Genomic DNA, 17,130 nt, shown 5'->3' on the forward strand with positions numbered 1-17,130 from the left:
TAAACAATACTCTAAGAAAGGATGTTATTCCTATAAATGACAATTTATTTCCTACTTATGGCGGCATATATCGACCGGTAGATTTAATTATTACTAATAAATTAAACATTACCACCACCGATTATGCTTCGTCCGGAATTTATATTAAACAAGAAAATGTTTCTGTAAGATCAGCCGATATTTTTGTTACGGAAAAAATTGAAAATACTTGGCATGCTCCCAAAAATGTAATCATGCAATGTGCTATTTACGATAATAAAGGACAATTGGTGAAATTGCAGAAACAAGCCATTGAAGTATTATCTCAGGGAAGGCAATCTTTTACACAACAGATTACGATTGATCAACCTCATTTGTGGTGGGGTAGAAAAGATCCTTATTTATACAAAGTTGTAACGACCATTTTGGAACGAGAAAAAGTTGTGGATCAAGTTACTCAACCTTTAGGTATACGTAGTTTTAAAATAGTTGCAGAAAAAGGCCTTTTTCTAAATGGTGAATCCTATAAGATGTATGGTGTTTGTCGTCATCAAGATTGGTGGAGCTATGGAAACGCGTTGAGTTATGCACAGCAAGACACGGATATGGCACTCATTAAAGAAATAGGAGCGACTACTATTCGTTTTGGTCATTATCAGCAATCGCAACATGTGTACAACGATTGTGATAGCATAGGTTTTTTAGTATGGACAGAGATTCCTTTTGTGAATGCTGTTTCTGGAGAAGAAGCTGACAATGCAAAACAACAAATGACGGAACTGATAAGACAAAATTACAATCATCCGTCAATTTATATTTGGGGAACATCTAATGAAGTCTATTGTAAAACATCTGATGATTATACGGCGCGGTTAATAAGAACTTTAAATGATCTCGCAAAAACTGAAGACCCAGACAGATATACCGGCAGTACTAACGGATTTGGCAATTTGGACAGGCCTGAAAATTTTAATACCGACGTGCAAGGTGTTAATCGATATTACGGTTGGTATGAGGGCAAGACGGCTGACCTTGAGAAATGGGTTTCGGGATTGGAGAAGAATTACCCCGACGCTAAAGTTGTTCTAGCAGAATATGGTGCGGGTGCCAATGTTAATCAGCATACAGAGGAGGTTCCTAAAAGTGTCAACTTTAGCAAGCAATTTTTTCCAGAAGAATACCAAACTAAAGTACACGAAACGCAATGGGCCATTATAAAAAAGAACCCCTATTTAGTTTCTTCTTATATCTGGAATATGTTTGATTTTTGTGTGCCTGGTGCGAAAATAGGCGGTGTGGCTGCAAGAAATATGAAGGGCTTAATCACCTTTGACAGAAAAATAAAAAAGGATGCTTTTTATTGGTATAAAGCAAACTGGAGTAGAGAGCCCGTCTTATATATTACTGACAGACGACTTACGCAAAGAAAAAATGCCGTCACCAATATTGAAGTCTATTCCAATATATCCGCACCGATTTTATACGTAAATGGCAAAGAAATAAAATCTTTTCAAACCGGGGCTACAGATGTAAGTTATATTTTTGAAAATGTGCATCTTTCAAAAGGCATAAATACGATTAAGGTTAAGGCCGGTAAAGAGGGCAGAGCGTTTGAAGACATGGTAAACTGGACGCTATTGTAGATGCGATACGATATCGCGTATTGCTTAACCAAAGCAATGTTGTTTGATAGAAATCCCGTTTATAATACCGAGGATATTCAATAAAAATATAATTATAATTAAGGGAAGGAATATTATTTTCTTCATTAGTAATGAATACTTTGGTTTTAATTTCTAAAAGGCTTGCGCAAAAAAAGTTTCAAAAGCCACGTGAATAGGAACTATACAAAGGTTAGTCGGTACTTTTATAAAACTCGCAGGCAAATGTTCATCAATTTTTTGGATGATTAAGCAATAAAGACTCTTTTGTTCGATGTGAAGAAAAAAACGCAATAATCGTTTGGGGCATTCATCCAATACGGCCAATTGCTTTTATGGTAAACATGATGGTGCTTTATTGTCAGACCCCACAGTAGATGAATCCGGGTTAGTGCCTGAATTTTATGAGAAATTGTTTCTACAAATATATTCTAAAGATCAGGGAGGACAGGTTTTATTAGTATGTTATTATTGTTCAAAAATTAAGATAAACAAAAAAGGGAAGTCGGTAGCTGAACAGGTACACTAGAAATCATTTTTAAAATAAAAAGTAAATGAAAAAAAGACATTTTATATTAATGGCTATTTTACTGATTGCTAGTTCTTTTTTAGGCAATCCTTTTAAAGAAAAAACTGAAGTGAGAAAGGTTATTAATATCGATAAGAATTGGAAGTTTTACGAAGGTCCCTTGTCGAATGCTTATTTGCCGGAATTTGATGATGCTAATTGGAAGGAGGTTGATGTGCCACACGATTGGCGCATCCACGATAAATATAACAAAGATAATGAGAGGAGAAACGGTTATCTTCCAAAGGGAATTGGATGGTATCGGAAAATCATTAATATTAAGCCTGGATATGAAGGTAAAAGTATTTACATTTCATTTGATGGTGTGTTTAGAAATTATACGGTATGGGTGAACGGTAAAAAAGCCGGTTGGCATTTATCGGGTTATACGGGATGTGTGCTTGACATAACAAAGTTTATTGATTTTAATTCTACTAAAAATTTGTTGGCGGTATTGGTGGATAATGTCGACACAAATAAATTGGTAAAGCCTCATCCGCAAAGTGAATATGCGCCCGGAAAAGAAGGCTGGTGGTATGAAGGTTACGGCATTTATCGACACGTTAATCTGATCGTTACTAACCCGGTACATATTGCCACATGGGGTACATTCGTTTATACAACAAACGAATCTATAGAAAGTGCAGAGGTAAATATGAAAGTTAATATCGCCAATCAAACAGCACATCCTCATCATCTTATCGTAAAAAATCTGATATTCGATCCGCAGGATAAACAAGTAGCAGAAGTCTCTGATGAATATGAAATCAATGCTAATAGCAAAATTGATATTGACCAAAAGAGTAAAGTTGCCTATCCCAAATTATGGTCGACAGATCAGCCCAATTTGTATGCTGCAGTTACGCAGATTTTTTCCGATGGAGTTTTGACGGATCAATATAAAAGGGCTTTCGGTATTCGTTGGATTAAGTTTACATCCGACAGTGGCTTCTTTCTTAATGGTAACCATCTGGAATTGCGCGGTATGAATATTCATGCAGGTTTTGGAGGGTTGGGAACGGCGCTTCCTGATAGAGCAAACGAGTATGATGTGGAGCTTGCAAAAAAAATGGGTTGCAATATTATTCGTTCGGCGCATAATGACCCTTCGCCATCTTTAATGAAAGCCTGCGACAAATTGGGGATGTTGCTTTGGGTAGAAACTAGGTATCTAGGCAAAGATACTTTTGCGCTTGCTTCCCTTCACGATATGATTCAAAGAGATAGAAATCACCCTTCTATTATTTGTTGGGGATTGGCGAATAATAGTGGAAGAAATGATACCAGTCTAACAGATATGTTGAAAACTATGAATAAGCTGGCCAAAGAAGAAGACCCTACACGCCCGACTATTTTTGGTTGTGAAGCAAATGGAGATCCGAATAAAACGGGTTTTGCATTTGTAACAGATGTTATGGGATATAATGGTGGAGGCATGGGACGAGACGACAGGGATCATAAAAATTACCCCCATCGTAAAATGCTGATTAGCGAATACTCGTCCGGTAGAGGCACGAGAGGCGTTTATGAAAAAAGATTAGTAGGTGAAAATGAATCGGAAACCTGGGGGGACGGAAGAAAGGTGAGTAGCGGTTATTTGTATAGCATTTATGACTTGTGTAAATGGCACGAGAAAGAATGGGCCCATATTGCGACCAGGCCTTGGCTGGCAGGAGGAATAATGTGGTCGGGTATTGAATATTTGGGAGAAACGAGTGGATGGCCAGTGGTGACAAGTCAATTTGGTGTATTTGATGTGGCCCGATTTAATAAAGATGTCTATTATTATTATCTTCAAGAATGGACGAAAAAGCCGATGGTGCATATTTTTCCGGACTGGACTTGGCACAAAAAAGATTCTATTATAGATGTTTGGTGTTATTCAAATTGCGATAAGGTCGAATTGATGCTTAATGGAAAATCGCTGGGTATAAAAAATAAAGTGCCTTTGGGTCATATTCAATGGAAAGTGTCTTATCAACCGGGGACTTTATTGGCAAAGGGTTACAATACAAAAGGAAAGAAAATTGCCGAAGACGTATTAAAAACAGCTGAAGTCTCCACTAAGCTCTCGGCGGTTGCAGACAGGAAAATTATTAAGGCAGACGGGAATGATTTGAGTTTTATTACCATCAAAGTTTGTGACAAAAATGGAACAATGGTTCCTAATGCCGATAATTTAATTAAAGTTAATATAAAGGGTGGAAAGCTTATTGGTCTTTGTAATGGGAGCCCAACAAGCCATTTAGATCCGACATCTACACAGATGCATGGTTTTAATGGCATGTTACTAGCCATCGTTCAAAGCGAAGACCATGTAAAAAACATTAAGGTGGCCATTAGTTCAATGGGGCTGATACCTTGTTCCGTTGAAATTAAAGCCGAATAAGTTTTTTTGCTAAAGAACTTCAAATTCTTAAACAAGATGAGAAAAAATGGTTTAATTATTTTATTGGCCTTTGCATTTCCTCTAATGGCAATTGCACAAACGACGATTGGCACATCGAAATTGAAGTGGTGGCAAGATGCGAAATTTGGTTTGTTTTTTCATTGGGGATTATATTCGGTTGCTGCAGGTGATTGGAACGGTCGGCCATACAAGGGAAATGAACATTTTATGTTGTATGAAAGAATTCCCTGGAAGATCTATGGTCAAACACTTGCCACTAAATTCGATCCTGTAAAATTCGATGCAGATGTATGGGTGAAGATGGCGAAAAATGCAGGAATGAAATATATCGTTATTACTGCTAAGCATCACGATGGTTTTGCCATGTACCATTCTCCATCTAGTGATTATAATATAGTAAAGAAGACCCCTTGGGGTAAAGATCCTATGAAGCTATTATCTGAGGCCTGCAAAAAATATGGAATTAAATTATGCTTTTATTATTCACTTGGACGTGATTGGCAAGACCCGGATGTACCTACCAATTGGCCTGTAAAGGGCGGACGTAGTAATACTTGGGACTATCCAAATGAAGATAAAAAAGACATTCGAAAATATTTTGAAAGAAAAGTAAAACCTCAAGTTAAAGAGCTACTTACGCAATATGGACCGATAGGAGTTATTTGGTTCGACACGCCGGAGATGATTACACGGCAGCAAAGCAAGGAATTAAGAGAGATGATACATAAACTGCAACCTGATTGTATTATAAACGGTCGCATTGGTAATGGATATGGAGATTACTCCGTCTCAGAGCAAAAGATTGAAGGGAAAATTGATTTGCACCCTTGGGAATCTTGTGTGACTTTGAGTGGAGGATGGGGTTATAATAAATATGATTCAGCTTGGAAAAGCCCGGAACTACTTATTCGCCAACTTACAGAGACTGTGAGTAAAGGGGGTAATTATCTTTTAAATGTTGGCCCAATGGGCAATGGCGAGTTTCCCAGACCTGCAGTACAACGACTTGCAGCAATCGGCAAATGGATGCACATAAATGGAGAGGCTGTTTATGGAACGAGGCCTTGGCATATAGCCTTAGAAAAAGTAGAAGGCGCTTTATTGTCAGATGATAAGAGTCCTTCAAAAACATTGGATAAGAACATGGTAGATGTATTAAATGATGTAACCCCAAAAAATATTTTTCCGGAGATCAGGTTTACCCAAAAAGGAGGCAATATATATGTATTTGCCAATAGCATCCAAACGACTGAATTGCATGTGAAGGCTTTGGGGGCTGCATATTTTAAAAGGATAAGGAGTATATCTATACTTGGAGGACGTCGTGTGGACTGGAAGCAACAAACTGGTTACGTAACTATTAAAATGCCAAAGAAGAAAAAAGGTTCGATCAATATATATGTATTTAAGGTAGATTAAAGTAACTTAACAAACGAGTATTAGACAATAAGACTTATTTCAATTTAAATGAAATCTAAATATATTTTCTGTTTATTATTTCTATTTGTGGCCGGGCCGATATTTGCGCAAAAGGCTTATCCTATTATTCCTATGCCTGAGCAATCCATTCAGAAAGAGGGCTTGTTCATATTGAATAGTCAGACAAGTGTTTATACTGAATGTAAAGACTTTAAACCACTCGTTAAATTCCTTGATAATGAATTAAAACAGTATAAAAATATTTCTGTAATTAAGCATCGAAGAAATAAGCATAATGCAATTGTGTTTAAGAAGGTACAGATGCAAACCGCGGACCCGGAAGCTTATTCACTTGTTATTGAACAAAATTGTATCTATATTAATGCCGGTTCTTCCCAGGGAATCTTTTATGGTATTATGAGCCTAACGCAATTACTCCGGGAAGCTCCTGTTCAAAGGCACTCTGTATTTGTCAATTGTGGAGAAATTTATGATAGGCCTCAATTTAAATGGCGCGGTATAATGCTGGATGAATCACGGCATTTCTTTGGAAAGAAAACGGTAGAAAGATTATTAGACTGGATGGCATATTACAAATTGAATATATTTCACTGGCACTTGACAGATGAGCCTGCATGGCGGTTACAAATTAAACAATATCCAAAATTAACAACCATTGGAGCCATTGGTAATAAGTATGATTCAACGGCTCTGGCTAAATTTTATACGCAAAAAGAGATTAAAGAAATAGTCGCTTATGCCAAAGCACGTTTCATCACAGTGGTTCCAGAAATAGATATGCCAGGTCACGCGACGGCTGCAAACAGGGCTTATCCTGAATATAGTGGGGGAGGAGAAGGTAAATATGCCAATTTTACTTTTAATCCGGGAAAAGAAAGTACTTACCAATATTTGACAAATATACTACGGGAAACAGCTGGATTATTTTCCGCTAAAATGATACATGTCGGTGGAGACGAAGTCTCTTTTGGTAGCGAGAATTGGAAAAGAGACACTGGGATACAAAGCTTAATGAAACGGGAAAGCCTGACCAATCTTAAAATGGTAGAAGCGTATTTTATTCAGCGAATGGCGGATTCGGCGAGGCAATTTGATCGAGAGGTGTTAGCCTGGGATGAAGCTGCAGATGATTCTTTGCCCAAAGATAGTACCATTATTTTTTGGTGGCGCCAAGATCAGCCGCAACAGTTGGACAAAGCACTCAATAAGGGTTACAAGGTTGTACTTTGTCCTAGAATTCCTTTATATTTTGATTTTGTACAAGATAAATCTCATCGTAAAGGTCGAACATGGAATGGGGGTTTTTCCTCCCTGGAGAAAGTATATGCATTTTCTGCTTTGAAATATGTGAAAAATAAGAGACAGTTGCAACAAATTCTTGGGATTCAAGCTAATTTATGGACTGAAACGGTTGTTACGCAAAAGCGTTTGGACTTTATGCTCTTCCCACGCATGGCTGCTCTGGCAGAGGCAGCATGGAGTCAATCGTCTGCAAAAAATTATCAAGATTTTCTCTTTCGTTTACAGAAGGAATTTCCTTTATATAAGCAGGCAAATATTTATTATTACAATCCTTTAAATCCTGCAAAAACTCCGGAAATTACGCAATAATAATTTGTTATGAAAAAAATATCATTGTTGTTATTAAATAGCTTAGTCCTGATTTTTTTATTATGTGCAACCAAAACCAATGCGCAGAAAAAAACGAAACGACCTAATATTATTTTTATTCTTACAGATGATATGGGATATTCTGATATTAGTTGCTATGGCAATCCACTAATATATACGCCTTTTCTCGACTCAATGGCAGCTGCGGGTATTCGTGCAACAGATTATATAGTTACCAGTCCATCTTGTACACCTTCAAGAGCTTCACTATTAACAGGGCGGTATGCTTCTCGATATGGTTTGCCGGATCCCATTGCTCCCGGTTCGCCTCGTGGATTACCAGACCAAGAGATAACTATTGCAGAAATGCTTAAACAAGTTGGATACACCACTGCTATGATTGGTAAATGGCATTTGGGAGATAAACACGATTACAATTATCCTACAGCGCAAGGTTTCGATTCTTACTATGGACTTTTATATAGCCACGATTATCGCTATCCATATGTGAAAACAGATACTACACTTAAAATTTTTAGAAACCGTACACCGGAAGTAATAAAGCCGGCCGATTCTATGCTTACACATTTATATACAAAAGAAACGCTTAAGTTCATTAAGGAGCAAAAAAAAAGCAAGCCTTTCTTTTTATATTTGGCTTACAATATGCCGCATTTACCGATTGCATTTGCCGCAGAAGCAAGTTATTTAAAGGGCAAACAGCAAGCCGGGCCTTTAGGTGCAGTCGTGGAAGATTTGGATTCTAATATTGCTGTTATATGGCATGCTTTGACGCATAAAAAACTAGCTGATAATACTATTTTTATTTTCTCCAGTGATAACGGACCATGGATAGAATTTCCGATCCGAATGAGCAAAGATAGTGCTACCAAGCGTTGGCATGCCGGCACCGCAGGTGTATTTCGTGGTTCAAAAGCGCAGTCGTATGAAGGTGGAGTACGCGAGCCTTTTATTATTTATTGGAAAGGGCATACACCTAAAGGAGAGATGTTGACCAATCCTATCAGTAACGTGGATATTTTGCCGACACTTGCACAATGGACAAATGCACCATTACCAAAGGAAAGAGCACTTGATGGACAATCTATTGCAGACTTATTAACGGGAAAAGTAGATAGAAATAATTACCAACATCGGCCAATTTATATTGTCAACCACGGCAAACCTGAAGCGGTTAGATATGAGGGTTGGAAGTATCGTCAAGTTCCGGCAGGCATCGATCCGTCATCGGGCAAACCTCAACCTGCTGAAAAACAACTATTCAATCTTAATTTTGATCCAAGTGAACGTACAAATCTTATAAAAGCTTACCCGGAAAAAGCAATTGAACTCAAAAAGCTGTTTGCTGCTTTTTCTGCCTATAATGAGAATTAAAAGAAAATCATTCTTGGTTTTAAGGAGATTTCTAGTTTACGGGATCTAAAAGTACCTGCTGACATTGATATGCTACAAGAGGCAGAGATGTCAGTTGTTATTTATTCAGCAAGGCAAAAGAAAAGATTAAACGATGTCTTTGATAACGGATCAATGCTTCCAAACTATTCTGCCATAGCAACCTTTGCATATAACTAAGCTCGGATGAACCCCATCCAGATAAGCAATACAAGCTAAAACCTCTTTGCTTTATTATCATAATTATCACTGGCTCTATTGAAGCCATCGCGAAGAAGTGACTATAGCTGGAGTTACATCGGGATTAATTCCTTTGGGGGAATTCGCTACTTGGCGGGCATAGAAGTTTCGGAATATGACGACAACTGATTTCAAAGATGACGACAATGGATAACCCTTATTATTTTAGGGACGAACAGGTGAAAGGCCGCTTTAAAAAATTAGTCCACCATCTTTTTTTCAAAGAAGAAGGATATATCTTTATGAAAGATCATTTTTGTTTTACCCCCCCCTTGGGTATAGCTAGTAAGTTGTTTAATAAATTTGTCCTTACAAATTATAGGAAGAGATTTCTGAATACAGAAACCATCTATTTAAACAATATGCTGAAAGTGTCAAAGGGATTCTTTTTTAAACAATTCTACCGACAGAAGGTAGCGTAAACGATTTTTTATGATAGATAAGATATATAATTGGGGTATTATCGGCCCTGGCAAAATAGCTAAAAAGTTTGCCGAAGCATTGATGCTTGTTAAGGATGTTCGTTTAGGGGCTGTCGCCTCAAGAGATTTGTCGCGTGCTGAACAATTCGCAGAGGCTTATGGTGGTGAAAAAGCTTATGATAATTATCAGGCGCTTGCCGATGATCCCACAATAGATGTTGTCTACATCGCTTTGCCGCATTCTTTTCATTGTGAACAGACCATAATGTGCCTCCAAAATAAGAAAGCCGTCTTATGCGAAAAACCCTTGGCGCTGGATGCAGAACAAGTAAATAGGATGATACAAGCCTCACAAGAAAATGATTGTTTTTTAATGGAGGCTTTGTGGACTAGATTTTTACCTTGGCTGAAAGCTGTCCTGGAGATTATAGCCGAAGGCAAAATAGGGACTGTCAAATATGTCCGTGCAGACTTTGGATTTAAAGCTGAATATAATCCTTCGGGAAGATTGTTTGACACGAGGCTGGGTGGTGGCTCTTTGCTGGATATTGGCATCTATCCGTTGTTCTTGTGTCAGCAAATTTTAGGGCGCCCGATGCATATTGCTGCGAGCGGCAGCCTCGATTATACGACTGCAGACCGCTCATGCCACGCCATTTTACAATATGACAACGGCGGTGCCGGAATTATTACCAGCATGCTTGATTGTGATACGCCGCAGACAGCGGAAATAGCTGGCACAGAAGGAATGATTCGTATACCTTCTCCTTGGCATAGATGCAATGGGTTCGAGTGGCGAAAAACAAATGAAGATTGGCAATATATGACACTTCCCCTTGTTGCTAATGGCTTTGAATTTCAAATCGCCGAAGTAGTGCGTTGTCTGAATAAGGGACTGACGCAGAGCCCCTTATTATCTCATTCTTTCAGTCTTCAACTGAGCCGGGCGATGGATGAAATCAAAAAACAAATAGGGATAAGTTATAACGTTGGTGATTAAATAATCCTTATAAAATTGACTGCATCCTTTTTTAAATTAAAAATAACGCAATCGTTTGCACTTCTCATTTTCAGCGGTGAAGCGATTTGCTATCGTTTAGGCTTTTGTTTATATCTGTCAGTTTTTTTTAGCTTTACCTGAATACTCCTTTTAGTTGAATGTCTAATTACAATATATATAGCGATAAGGTGCTGCTAGAATTTTTAAGAAACGGCGATGAAAAGGCATTCAAAATATTGTATGATAAGTATTGGAATCAGATATTTTGTATAGCTAAAGCAAAACTTAAAAATCACGCCATCGCAGAAGAAATTGTACAGGATATTTTCACAGATTTATGGGCAAGGCGTAAGGAATTACATGTACAAAGTGAGTTAACGGCCTATCTTTCTGTTTGCGTAAAGTACAAAGTGATTAATGTGCAGGCAAAGCAACAAAGGGCCTTGATATATCAAAAATATAAATCTGCTACTCATCCATCTGCATCTTCGTCAACAGAAGATTGGTTAAGTTTTGAAGAGCTGAAAGCTGAGTTGGCAAAGGGATTGGCTGCTCTTTCTGAAAAAGGAAGAACGGCGTTTAAACTAAGCAAGGAAGAAGGACTCTCTTATAAAGAAATTGCACTTCAATTGAATACGACAGAGAAAGCTGTAGAGCGAAGTATTGCCCGTGTCGTAAAATCACTTTCTGTAAGTCTACGTCAGTTCCTCAGTATTTTCTGATTCTCGGATTATTCGGCTCATTTACTCTCTCTCTCTCTAATTACTCAAGTGGAGGATATTGTATCTATAGATTAAATGTTTTAAAAAAAAGTTAAGGGCGAAGGGGGATTATACCTTTTCATTTGACTTTAATAAAAGCATTGCTTGGAAACGCAACAAAATAGATATAACGAACTTGCCGAAAAATGGTTGAACGGAACGATTACGTCTGCCGAAGTACAAGAATACAATCAATGGTATAATATCCAACCTGGTGAAGTGATTGGAGAAGAAGATTCAGAAGCTATTAGTTCTGAAACAACATTGAAGAATAGAATATGGAAAAACATACAGACCCAAACGAAAAATAAACACTTTCGCATTCACAGGCTGAGAAAATTTCAATGGGGGAGTGTTGCTGCCTCATTGTTAATTATTATGGGTGTTTCATTGTATTTTAATTATCATCGTCACGAGACTATTTGTCCTCCAGCATTGGTAAAAGACGTTGCTTCTAAAAATGATGTATTGCCAGGTGTTAATAAAGCTGTCCTTACATTGGCTGATGGTCGAACCATAACTCTAGATAGTTCTTCCAAGGGGTTACTGGCAATGCAAGGTCTTTCAAAAATTGTGAAAGGCGCGGATGGTCAGATAATTTACAAATCCATAGGTAAGGAAATTACCGGGAAAGAATTAGAAAATAAGATGTCGACACCGATGGGTGCACAATATCAATTAAAACTTCCTGATGGCACAGAAGTATGGTTAAATGCCGGTTCTTCGATTACTTACCCTACTTGCTTTAGCGGTAAAACCAGACAGGTACATATAACAGGTGAGGTATATTTTGAAGTAACTAAAAATCGGGAAAAACCCTTTATTGTCACTACTGGGGATATGTCTATTACTGTATTGGGTACGCATTTTAATGTTAACGCTTACGCTGATGAGTCTACAATTAGAACCACTTTATTGGAAGGGCGTGTGAAGGTTTCTAACGCACTTAATGGACAAAATATTTTTATAAAGCCCGGGCAGCAATCTCAATTGAGTAAATCGGGAAACATCAAGGTAGTAAAAGTTAATGTAGATGAGGCGGTGGCATGGAAAAATGGTTCGTTCCAATTTGATAAAACAGACATTTCAGAGCTTATGCGACAAGTGTCTCGGTGGTACAATATAAGCATTAAGTATGATGGCCCTATGACTCCTGACTGTTTTACCGGCGTAATACCACGCAACTTAACGCTCAACGAATTATTGGCCATCTTGAAAGATGTGAAAGTGCATTTTAAATTGGAAAATAATATACTAAATGTAATGTCTTAAATAATATTACTTACTTAATCTACTAAACCATGAATTCTACTTGAAAACAACGATAGCCTTTAAATAAATGCCCCGGCCTGCATGCCAGGGCAAAAAATGTAAGGGCTATCCAAAATGAATCAATTGCTCACATATTTTTTAACCCGAACAAAATCAAAGTTATGCATTTAAATGCTATCAACCCTCATTTGCACCTAAGGGAAGGTGCGAAAAATCGATTGCCACAAAAAACGCTTTTGATTATGAAGCTGATGTTTCTTTTTCTTTTCGCCACTTGTTTACAACTACAAGCTAAAGTAAATGCGCAAAAATTAAATCTTGATGCTAAAAATGAAAAATTGTCTGCCGTTCTTAGTCAAATAAAGTCGCAAACGGGTTACAATTTTTTTTACAATGAAACTACGCTGAAAAAGGCGAAACCGGTAACGGTAAGGATAGTTAACCAGTCTTTACAATCTACATTGGAAAAATGTTTTTCCGGCCAACCTTTAACGTATATAATAACAAATAAGTTGATTGTTATAAAAGAAAAGGTCACAGTTTCGCCGCCGCCTTCGATTGTAACTGCTGTTGTGGTAAATAAAATTATTCACGGTAGAGTGACTGATTCAACTGGCAAACCAATTCCCGGAGCTTCCGTAATAATAAAGGGTACGCACAAAGGCGATATTACTAATGATAAAGGAGAATATCATATAAATGCGAATCCTGGAGATGTGCTAGTCTTTAAGTATGTTGGCTACACGACAAAGGAAATAAGTATAAGTGATAATAGTGAGGTGAATATGATATTAAAACCAGAAGTCTCCTCGCTGAGCGACATGGTTATTGTAGGGTATGGTGTTATTAAGAAAGTAGATCTTACTGGTGCTGTGGCGACTTTAAGTTCAAAAGAAATAGAAAACAGACCGGTAACAAGCGTTGCCAATGCTTTACAAGGCACAATGCCGGGTGTCGCCGTTACTTCGGCTGTTACCGGACAGCCGGGAAATGATGCTGCGACAATTAGAATAAGAGGTATTGGAACGTTAAATAATAGCAATGCCATGGTGGTTGTAGACGGCGTCATCTCTTCTATGAATAATGTAAATCCTAATGATATTGCTTCTATCTCTGTTTTGAAAGACGCCGCGTCTGCTGCGATTTACGGCTCACGTGCTGCTAATGGAGTAATACTTATTACGACCAAAAGAGGAAAGAGTGGACAGGCACAAATCAGCTATAGTGGTTATGTAGGCAAACAAAAGGCTACTGCATTGCCGGATTTTTTACCTTCTTGGCAGGCGGCTACATTATATAATCAGGCTTTAAAGAATGAAGGAAAGGCAGTTCGTTGGACGGATGATGAGATACAGAAATTTAAAGATGGTTCTGATCCTTATAATTATCCTAATACTGATTGGTTAGGGCTTTTCTACAATGGCAATGGTGTTCAACAAAATCATTATGTAAGTGTAAACGGAGGCTCGGACAAAAATCAATATTCTCTTTCGACCGGTATTTTTGATGAAAATGGTATAGTGAAAAAAACAAATGCAAAGCGCTACACTTCACGCTTCAATTTAAATTCACAGATCGCTAAACACTTAAAGGCAAATGCGAATATTGCTTTTACCTATAGCGGAAAGCAGGAGCCAAGTAACCCTTATACGGGTGATTTTACGCAGTTGGTTAGACAGATTAATCGTATTGCCTCAACGATACCCTATAAATATAAAAATGGCGATTATGGCCATATCGCAGATGGTAACCCGATGGCCTGGTTAGAAGGAAACAGTTTAAATGCCTATAGTTATTATAATCTTGTAGCCAATGCAGGATTAGATTGGGAAATTATAAACGGACTACATTTTAAGCCGTCAGTATCTTATGTAATGGATATTTCTCATATAAAAGATTTTAGTGCAGATCAGCAATATTATAATAGCGATGGAAGTTTGGGTGCTTATCAGGGCCCAAGTTCAGTAAAAGATATTAATACCTTTAGCAATGTAGTAACTTTTCAGGATTTGTTAGAATACGGTAGGTCTTTTGGGAAACATAATTTTAAAATATTAGGGGGTTACTCGCAAGAATATACTAAGGGTTCTTACGATGATGGTTATCGTAAAGGCTTTTTAAATAATGAACTCACTGATATAAACCTTGGTTCTACTGATGGTCAGACTACGAGTGGCTATTCATATGACTTGGGACTGCAATCTGTTTTTGGAAGATTTAATTATAATTACGACGAAAGATATCTTTTCGAAGCCAATCTTCGTGACGATGGATCATCTAGGTTCGCTTCTGACAACAGATGGGCTTTATATCCTTCTTTTTCCGCCGGATGGAATATAAGCAGAGAAGCATTCTTTAGTAATTTAAGATCTGTTTTTTCCAATTTAAAATTACGTGCATCTTGGGGTAAATTGGGTAATCAAACGATTAGTAGTTCTCTTCCAATTGATGTTCAATATTATCCTTCTATTCCACTTATCAGTTCTGATCAGAATTATACATTTGGTGGAACGGCCGCCGGTATTGCTACTGGTGTCGCACCCGTTAATGGCGCCAACGCAAATATTGTTTGGGAATCTACTCGCGAAAGTAATGTGGGTATTGATGCGGCCATTATGCATAATAAAGTGAACTTTTCGGTAGATTATTTTAATAAACTTACTACAGGAATTCTTATCGATGTGCCGGTAGCAGCGACATATGGGAAAAAACCTCCTGTCCAGAACGCGGGTTCTGTCGTCAACAGAGGTTGGGAGTTTTCCGTAGCTTACAATGATACTAAAGGAGAATTTACTTATGGAGCATCATTGAATGCCTCTTTCATTCACAATGAAGTTACCTACCTTGATGGAACCGGGCCTACTATCAGCAGTTACACCTTCCGTCAGGTTGGTTATCCAATTAATTCTTTGTATGGATATGTAGCGCAAGGAATTTTTCAGACAGATGATCAGGTTAAAAATCATGCTTATCAATCTCCTAATACAGCTGCCGGTGATCTTATATACAAAGACATAGATGGTAATGACACCATTAATAGTGCTGATAGACAATACCTGGGAAATTTTTATCCTAAAGTTACTTTTGGTCTTAATTTGACTGCGTCTTGGAAAGGCTGGGATGTTGCCATTTTATTACAGGGTGCTGCAGGTGTAAAAACATATCTTGACCTTGGCAAACTTGGTGGTGTGAGCGCAGACGCGAACAAACCGACAGTCGCTTTGCTAGATACTTGGACTACAGATAATACGAATGCTTCATTGCCAAGAATATGGTATAGTTACCAACAAAATGATCCTACAAACACACCCTCTTCATTTTGGGTAAAAGACGGATCTTATATCCGTGTGAAAAATTTACAAGTTGGATATACGCTACCTGAAAAGTGGACTAAAAGAGCAGGCATTAGCCGGTTGCGCATTTATTATAGCGGCCAAAATATTCTCACATTTGACCATTTATATAAGTGGATAGATCCGGAACAGGCTTCGACAAGCAGTATATACTATTACCCCCAGGTAAAGGTAAATACCGTCGGTTTAAATGTGACATTTTAGTAAAAGATTCTTCAACAGTTAAACAATATACACTAATGAAAAAAAATATTTTTTTAATATTGGCGGTGATCGTCGCGTTTGGATCTTCTTGCAAAAAAGATCTACTAGACCGGACGCCTTTGGATGCGTATAGTAATTCTTCATTGTGGACATCCCAATCTGATGCAGAAGCTGCATTAAATGGCTGTTACAGCGGATGGGAAAATGATTATAATATTATATACTTAGATGCGGTTTCAGATAATAGCTACAGTCAATTCCCATGGGAAGGTTACCAAGATTATGGCAATGGAAGTGTGACGCCGGCGAATACTACTGTTTCTACCCGGTGGGATTATACAACAATTCAGAAATGTAATTGGTTCTTGGAAAATATAGATAAAGTTCCAATGGACAATACCCTCAAGGAACAATATAAGGGTGAAGTTCGTTTTTTACGTGCCTATGAGTATTTTATTATGTCTCAGTTGTATGGGGATGTTCCTTTGGAAACGCACACAATTACGCCTCAGCAAGCACATGCATCTGTAAGAACACCGGTGGCAGACGTTAGACAATTTGTCTTAAATGAACTTGATACTATAGCTAATGTTTTGCCTGTGAGCTATTCGGGAGGTGATGTCGGCCATGTCACGAAAGGTGCAGCATTATCTCTCAAAGTACGAATAGAACTGTATGATAAAAAATATGCAGATTGTATTGCCGATTGCCAAAAAGTAATGGGCTTGGGCTATAAACTTTATCCTAGTTACCAGGATTTATTTCGTATTCAAAATGAGGACAATAGTGAAGTAAT

The 17,130-nt window shown here is 37.9% G+C and carries 11 protein-coding genes; 10 read left to right on the forward strand and 1 reads right to left on the reverse strand.

Going from position 1 to position 17,130, the window contains the following annotated elements:
* The 5 genes from ACQR30_RS17060 to ACQR30_RS17080 form a co-directional block, all read left to right on the forward strand.
* On the forward strand, window positions 1-1,622 hold a 1,622-nt coding region (locus ACQR30_RS17060; RefSeq protein ID WP_429736986.1), incomplete at its 5' end, for a glycoside hydrolase family 2 protein.
* Window positions 1,623-2,194: 572 nt separating this feature from the next.
* Window positions 2,195-4,597: a DUF4982 domain-containing protein gene (locus ACQR30_RS17065; RefSeq protein ID WP_429736987.1), complete on the forward strand. Its 2,403-nt coding sequence runs from the start codon at window positions 2,195-2,197 to the stop codon at window positions 4,595-4,597.
* Window positions 4,598-4,633: 36 nt separating this feature from the next.
* Window positions 4,634-6,037, forward strand: a complete 1,404-nt coding sequence (locus ACQR30_RS17070) for an alpha-L-fucosidase (RefSeq protein WP_429736988.1) — start codon at window positions 4,634-4,636, stop codon at window positions 6,035-6,037.
* Window positions 6,038-6,085: 48 nt separating this feature from the next.
* Window positions 6,086-7,669 (forward strand): beta-N-acetylhexosaminidase, encoded by a 1,584-nt coding sequence (locus ACQR30_RS17075; protein WP_429736989.1) that lies wholly within the window; start codon window positions 6,086-6,088, stop codon window positions 7,667-7,669.
* 9 nt (window positions 7,670-7,678) lie between these two features.
* On the forward strand, window positions 7,679-9,064 hold the full coding sequence (locus ACQR30_RS17080; RefSeq protein WP_429736991.1) for a sulfatase-like hydrolase/transferase: 1,386 nt from the start codon (window positions 7,679-7,681) through the stop codon (window positions 9,062-9,064).
* A gap of 150 nt (window positions 9,065-9,214) precedes the next feature.
* On the opposite strand, the gene ACQR30_RS17085 is transcribed toward ACQR30_RS17080, so the two are convergent.
* On the reverse strand, window positions 9,215-9,292 hold the full coding sequence (locus ACQR30_RS17085) for a hypothetical protein (RefSeq protein WP_429736999.1): 78 nt from the start codon (window positions 9,290-9,292) through the stop codon (window positions 9,215-9,217).
* 462 nt (window positions 9,293-9,754) lie between these two features.
* Between ACQR30_RS17085 and ACQR30_RS17090 the strand changes: the two genes are divergently transcribed.
* The 5 genes from ACQR30_RS17090 to ACQR30_RS17110 form a co-directional block, all read left to right on the forward strand.
* Window positions 9,755-10,744: a Gfo/Idh/MocA family protein gene (locus tag ACQR30_RS17090; protein ID WP_429736992.1), complete on the forward strand. Its 990-nt coding sequence runs from the start codon at window positions 9,755-9,757 to the stop codon at window positions 10,742-10,744.
* Window positions 10,745-10,902: 158 nt separating this feature from the next.
* A complete protein-coding gene (locus ACQR30_RS17095) occupies window positions 10,903-11,466 on the forward strand; it encodes an RNA polymerase sigma factor (RefSeq protein WP_429736994.1) in 564 nt (187 codons plus the stop codon).
* Between the two features lie 144 nt (window positions 11,467-11,610).
* Window positions 11,611-12,777, forward strand: coding sequence for a FecR family protein (locus ACQR30_RS17100; protein ID WP_429736995.1), 1,167 nt, complete (start codon window positions 11,611-11,613; stop codon window positions 12,775-12,777).
* Window positions 12,778-12,938: 161 nt separating this feature from the next.
* Window positions 12,939-16,334, forward strand: a complete 3,396-nt coding sequence (locus ACQR30_RS17105; RefSeq protein ID WP_429736996.1) for a TonB-dependent receptor — start codon at window positions 12,939-12,941, stop codon at window positions 16,332-16,334.
* Between the two features lie 35 nt (window positions 16,335-16,369).
* Window positions 16,370-17,130, forward strand: a 761-nt coding sequence (locus tag ACQR30_RS17110; RefSeq protein ID WP_429736998.1) for a RagB/SusD family nutrient uptake outer membrane protein, incomplete at its 3' end; no start/stop codon positions are given.

This window comes from Arachidicoccus sp., from assembly GCF_050436765.1.
In the GTDB taxonomy this organism is placed as follows: domain Bacteria; phylum Bacteroidota; class Bacteroidia; order Chitinophagales; family Chitinophagaceae; genus Arachidicoccus.

What these genes read in the sequence shown, in the direction of transcription:
- ACQR30_RS17065 (WP_429736987.1), top strand. Translation starts at nt 2,195, where the DNA reads ATGAAAAAAAGACATTTTATATTAATGGCTATTTTACTGATTGCTAGT.
- ACQR30_RS17105 (WP_429736996.1), top strand. Translation starts at nt 12,939, where the DNA reads ATGCATTTAAATGCTATCAACCCTCATTTGCACCTAAGGGAAGGTGCG.
- ACQR30_RS17070 (WP_429736988.1), top strand. Translation starts at nt 4,634, where the DNA reads ATGAGAAAAAATGGTTTAATTATTTTATTGGCCTTTGCATTTCCTCTA.
- ACQR30_RS17075 (WP_429736989.1), top strand. Translation starts at nt 6,086, where the DNA reads ATGAAATCTAAATATATTTTCTGTTTATTATTTCTATTTGTGGCCGGG.
- ACQR30_RS17090 (WP_429736992.1), top strand. Translation starts at nt 9,755, where the DNA reads ATGATAGATAAGATATATAATTGGGGTATTATCGGCCCTGGCAAAATA.
- ACQR30_RS17095 (WP_429736994.1), top strand. Translation starts at nt 10,903, where the DNA reads ATGTCTAATTACAATATATATAGCGATAAGGTGCTGCTAGAATTTTTA.
- ACQR30_RS17080 (WP_429736991.1), top strand. Translation starts at nt 7,679, where the DNA reads ATGAAAAAAATATCATTGTTGTTATTAAATAGCTTAGTCCTGATTTTT.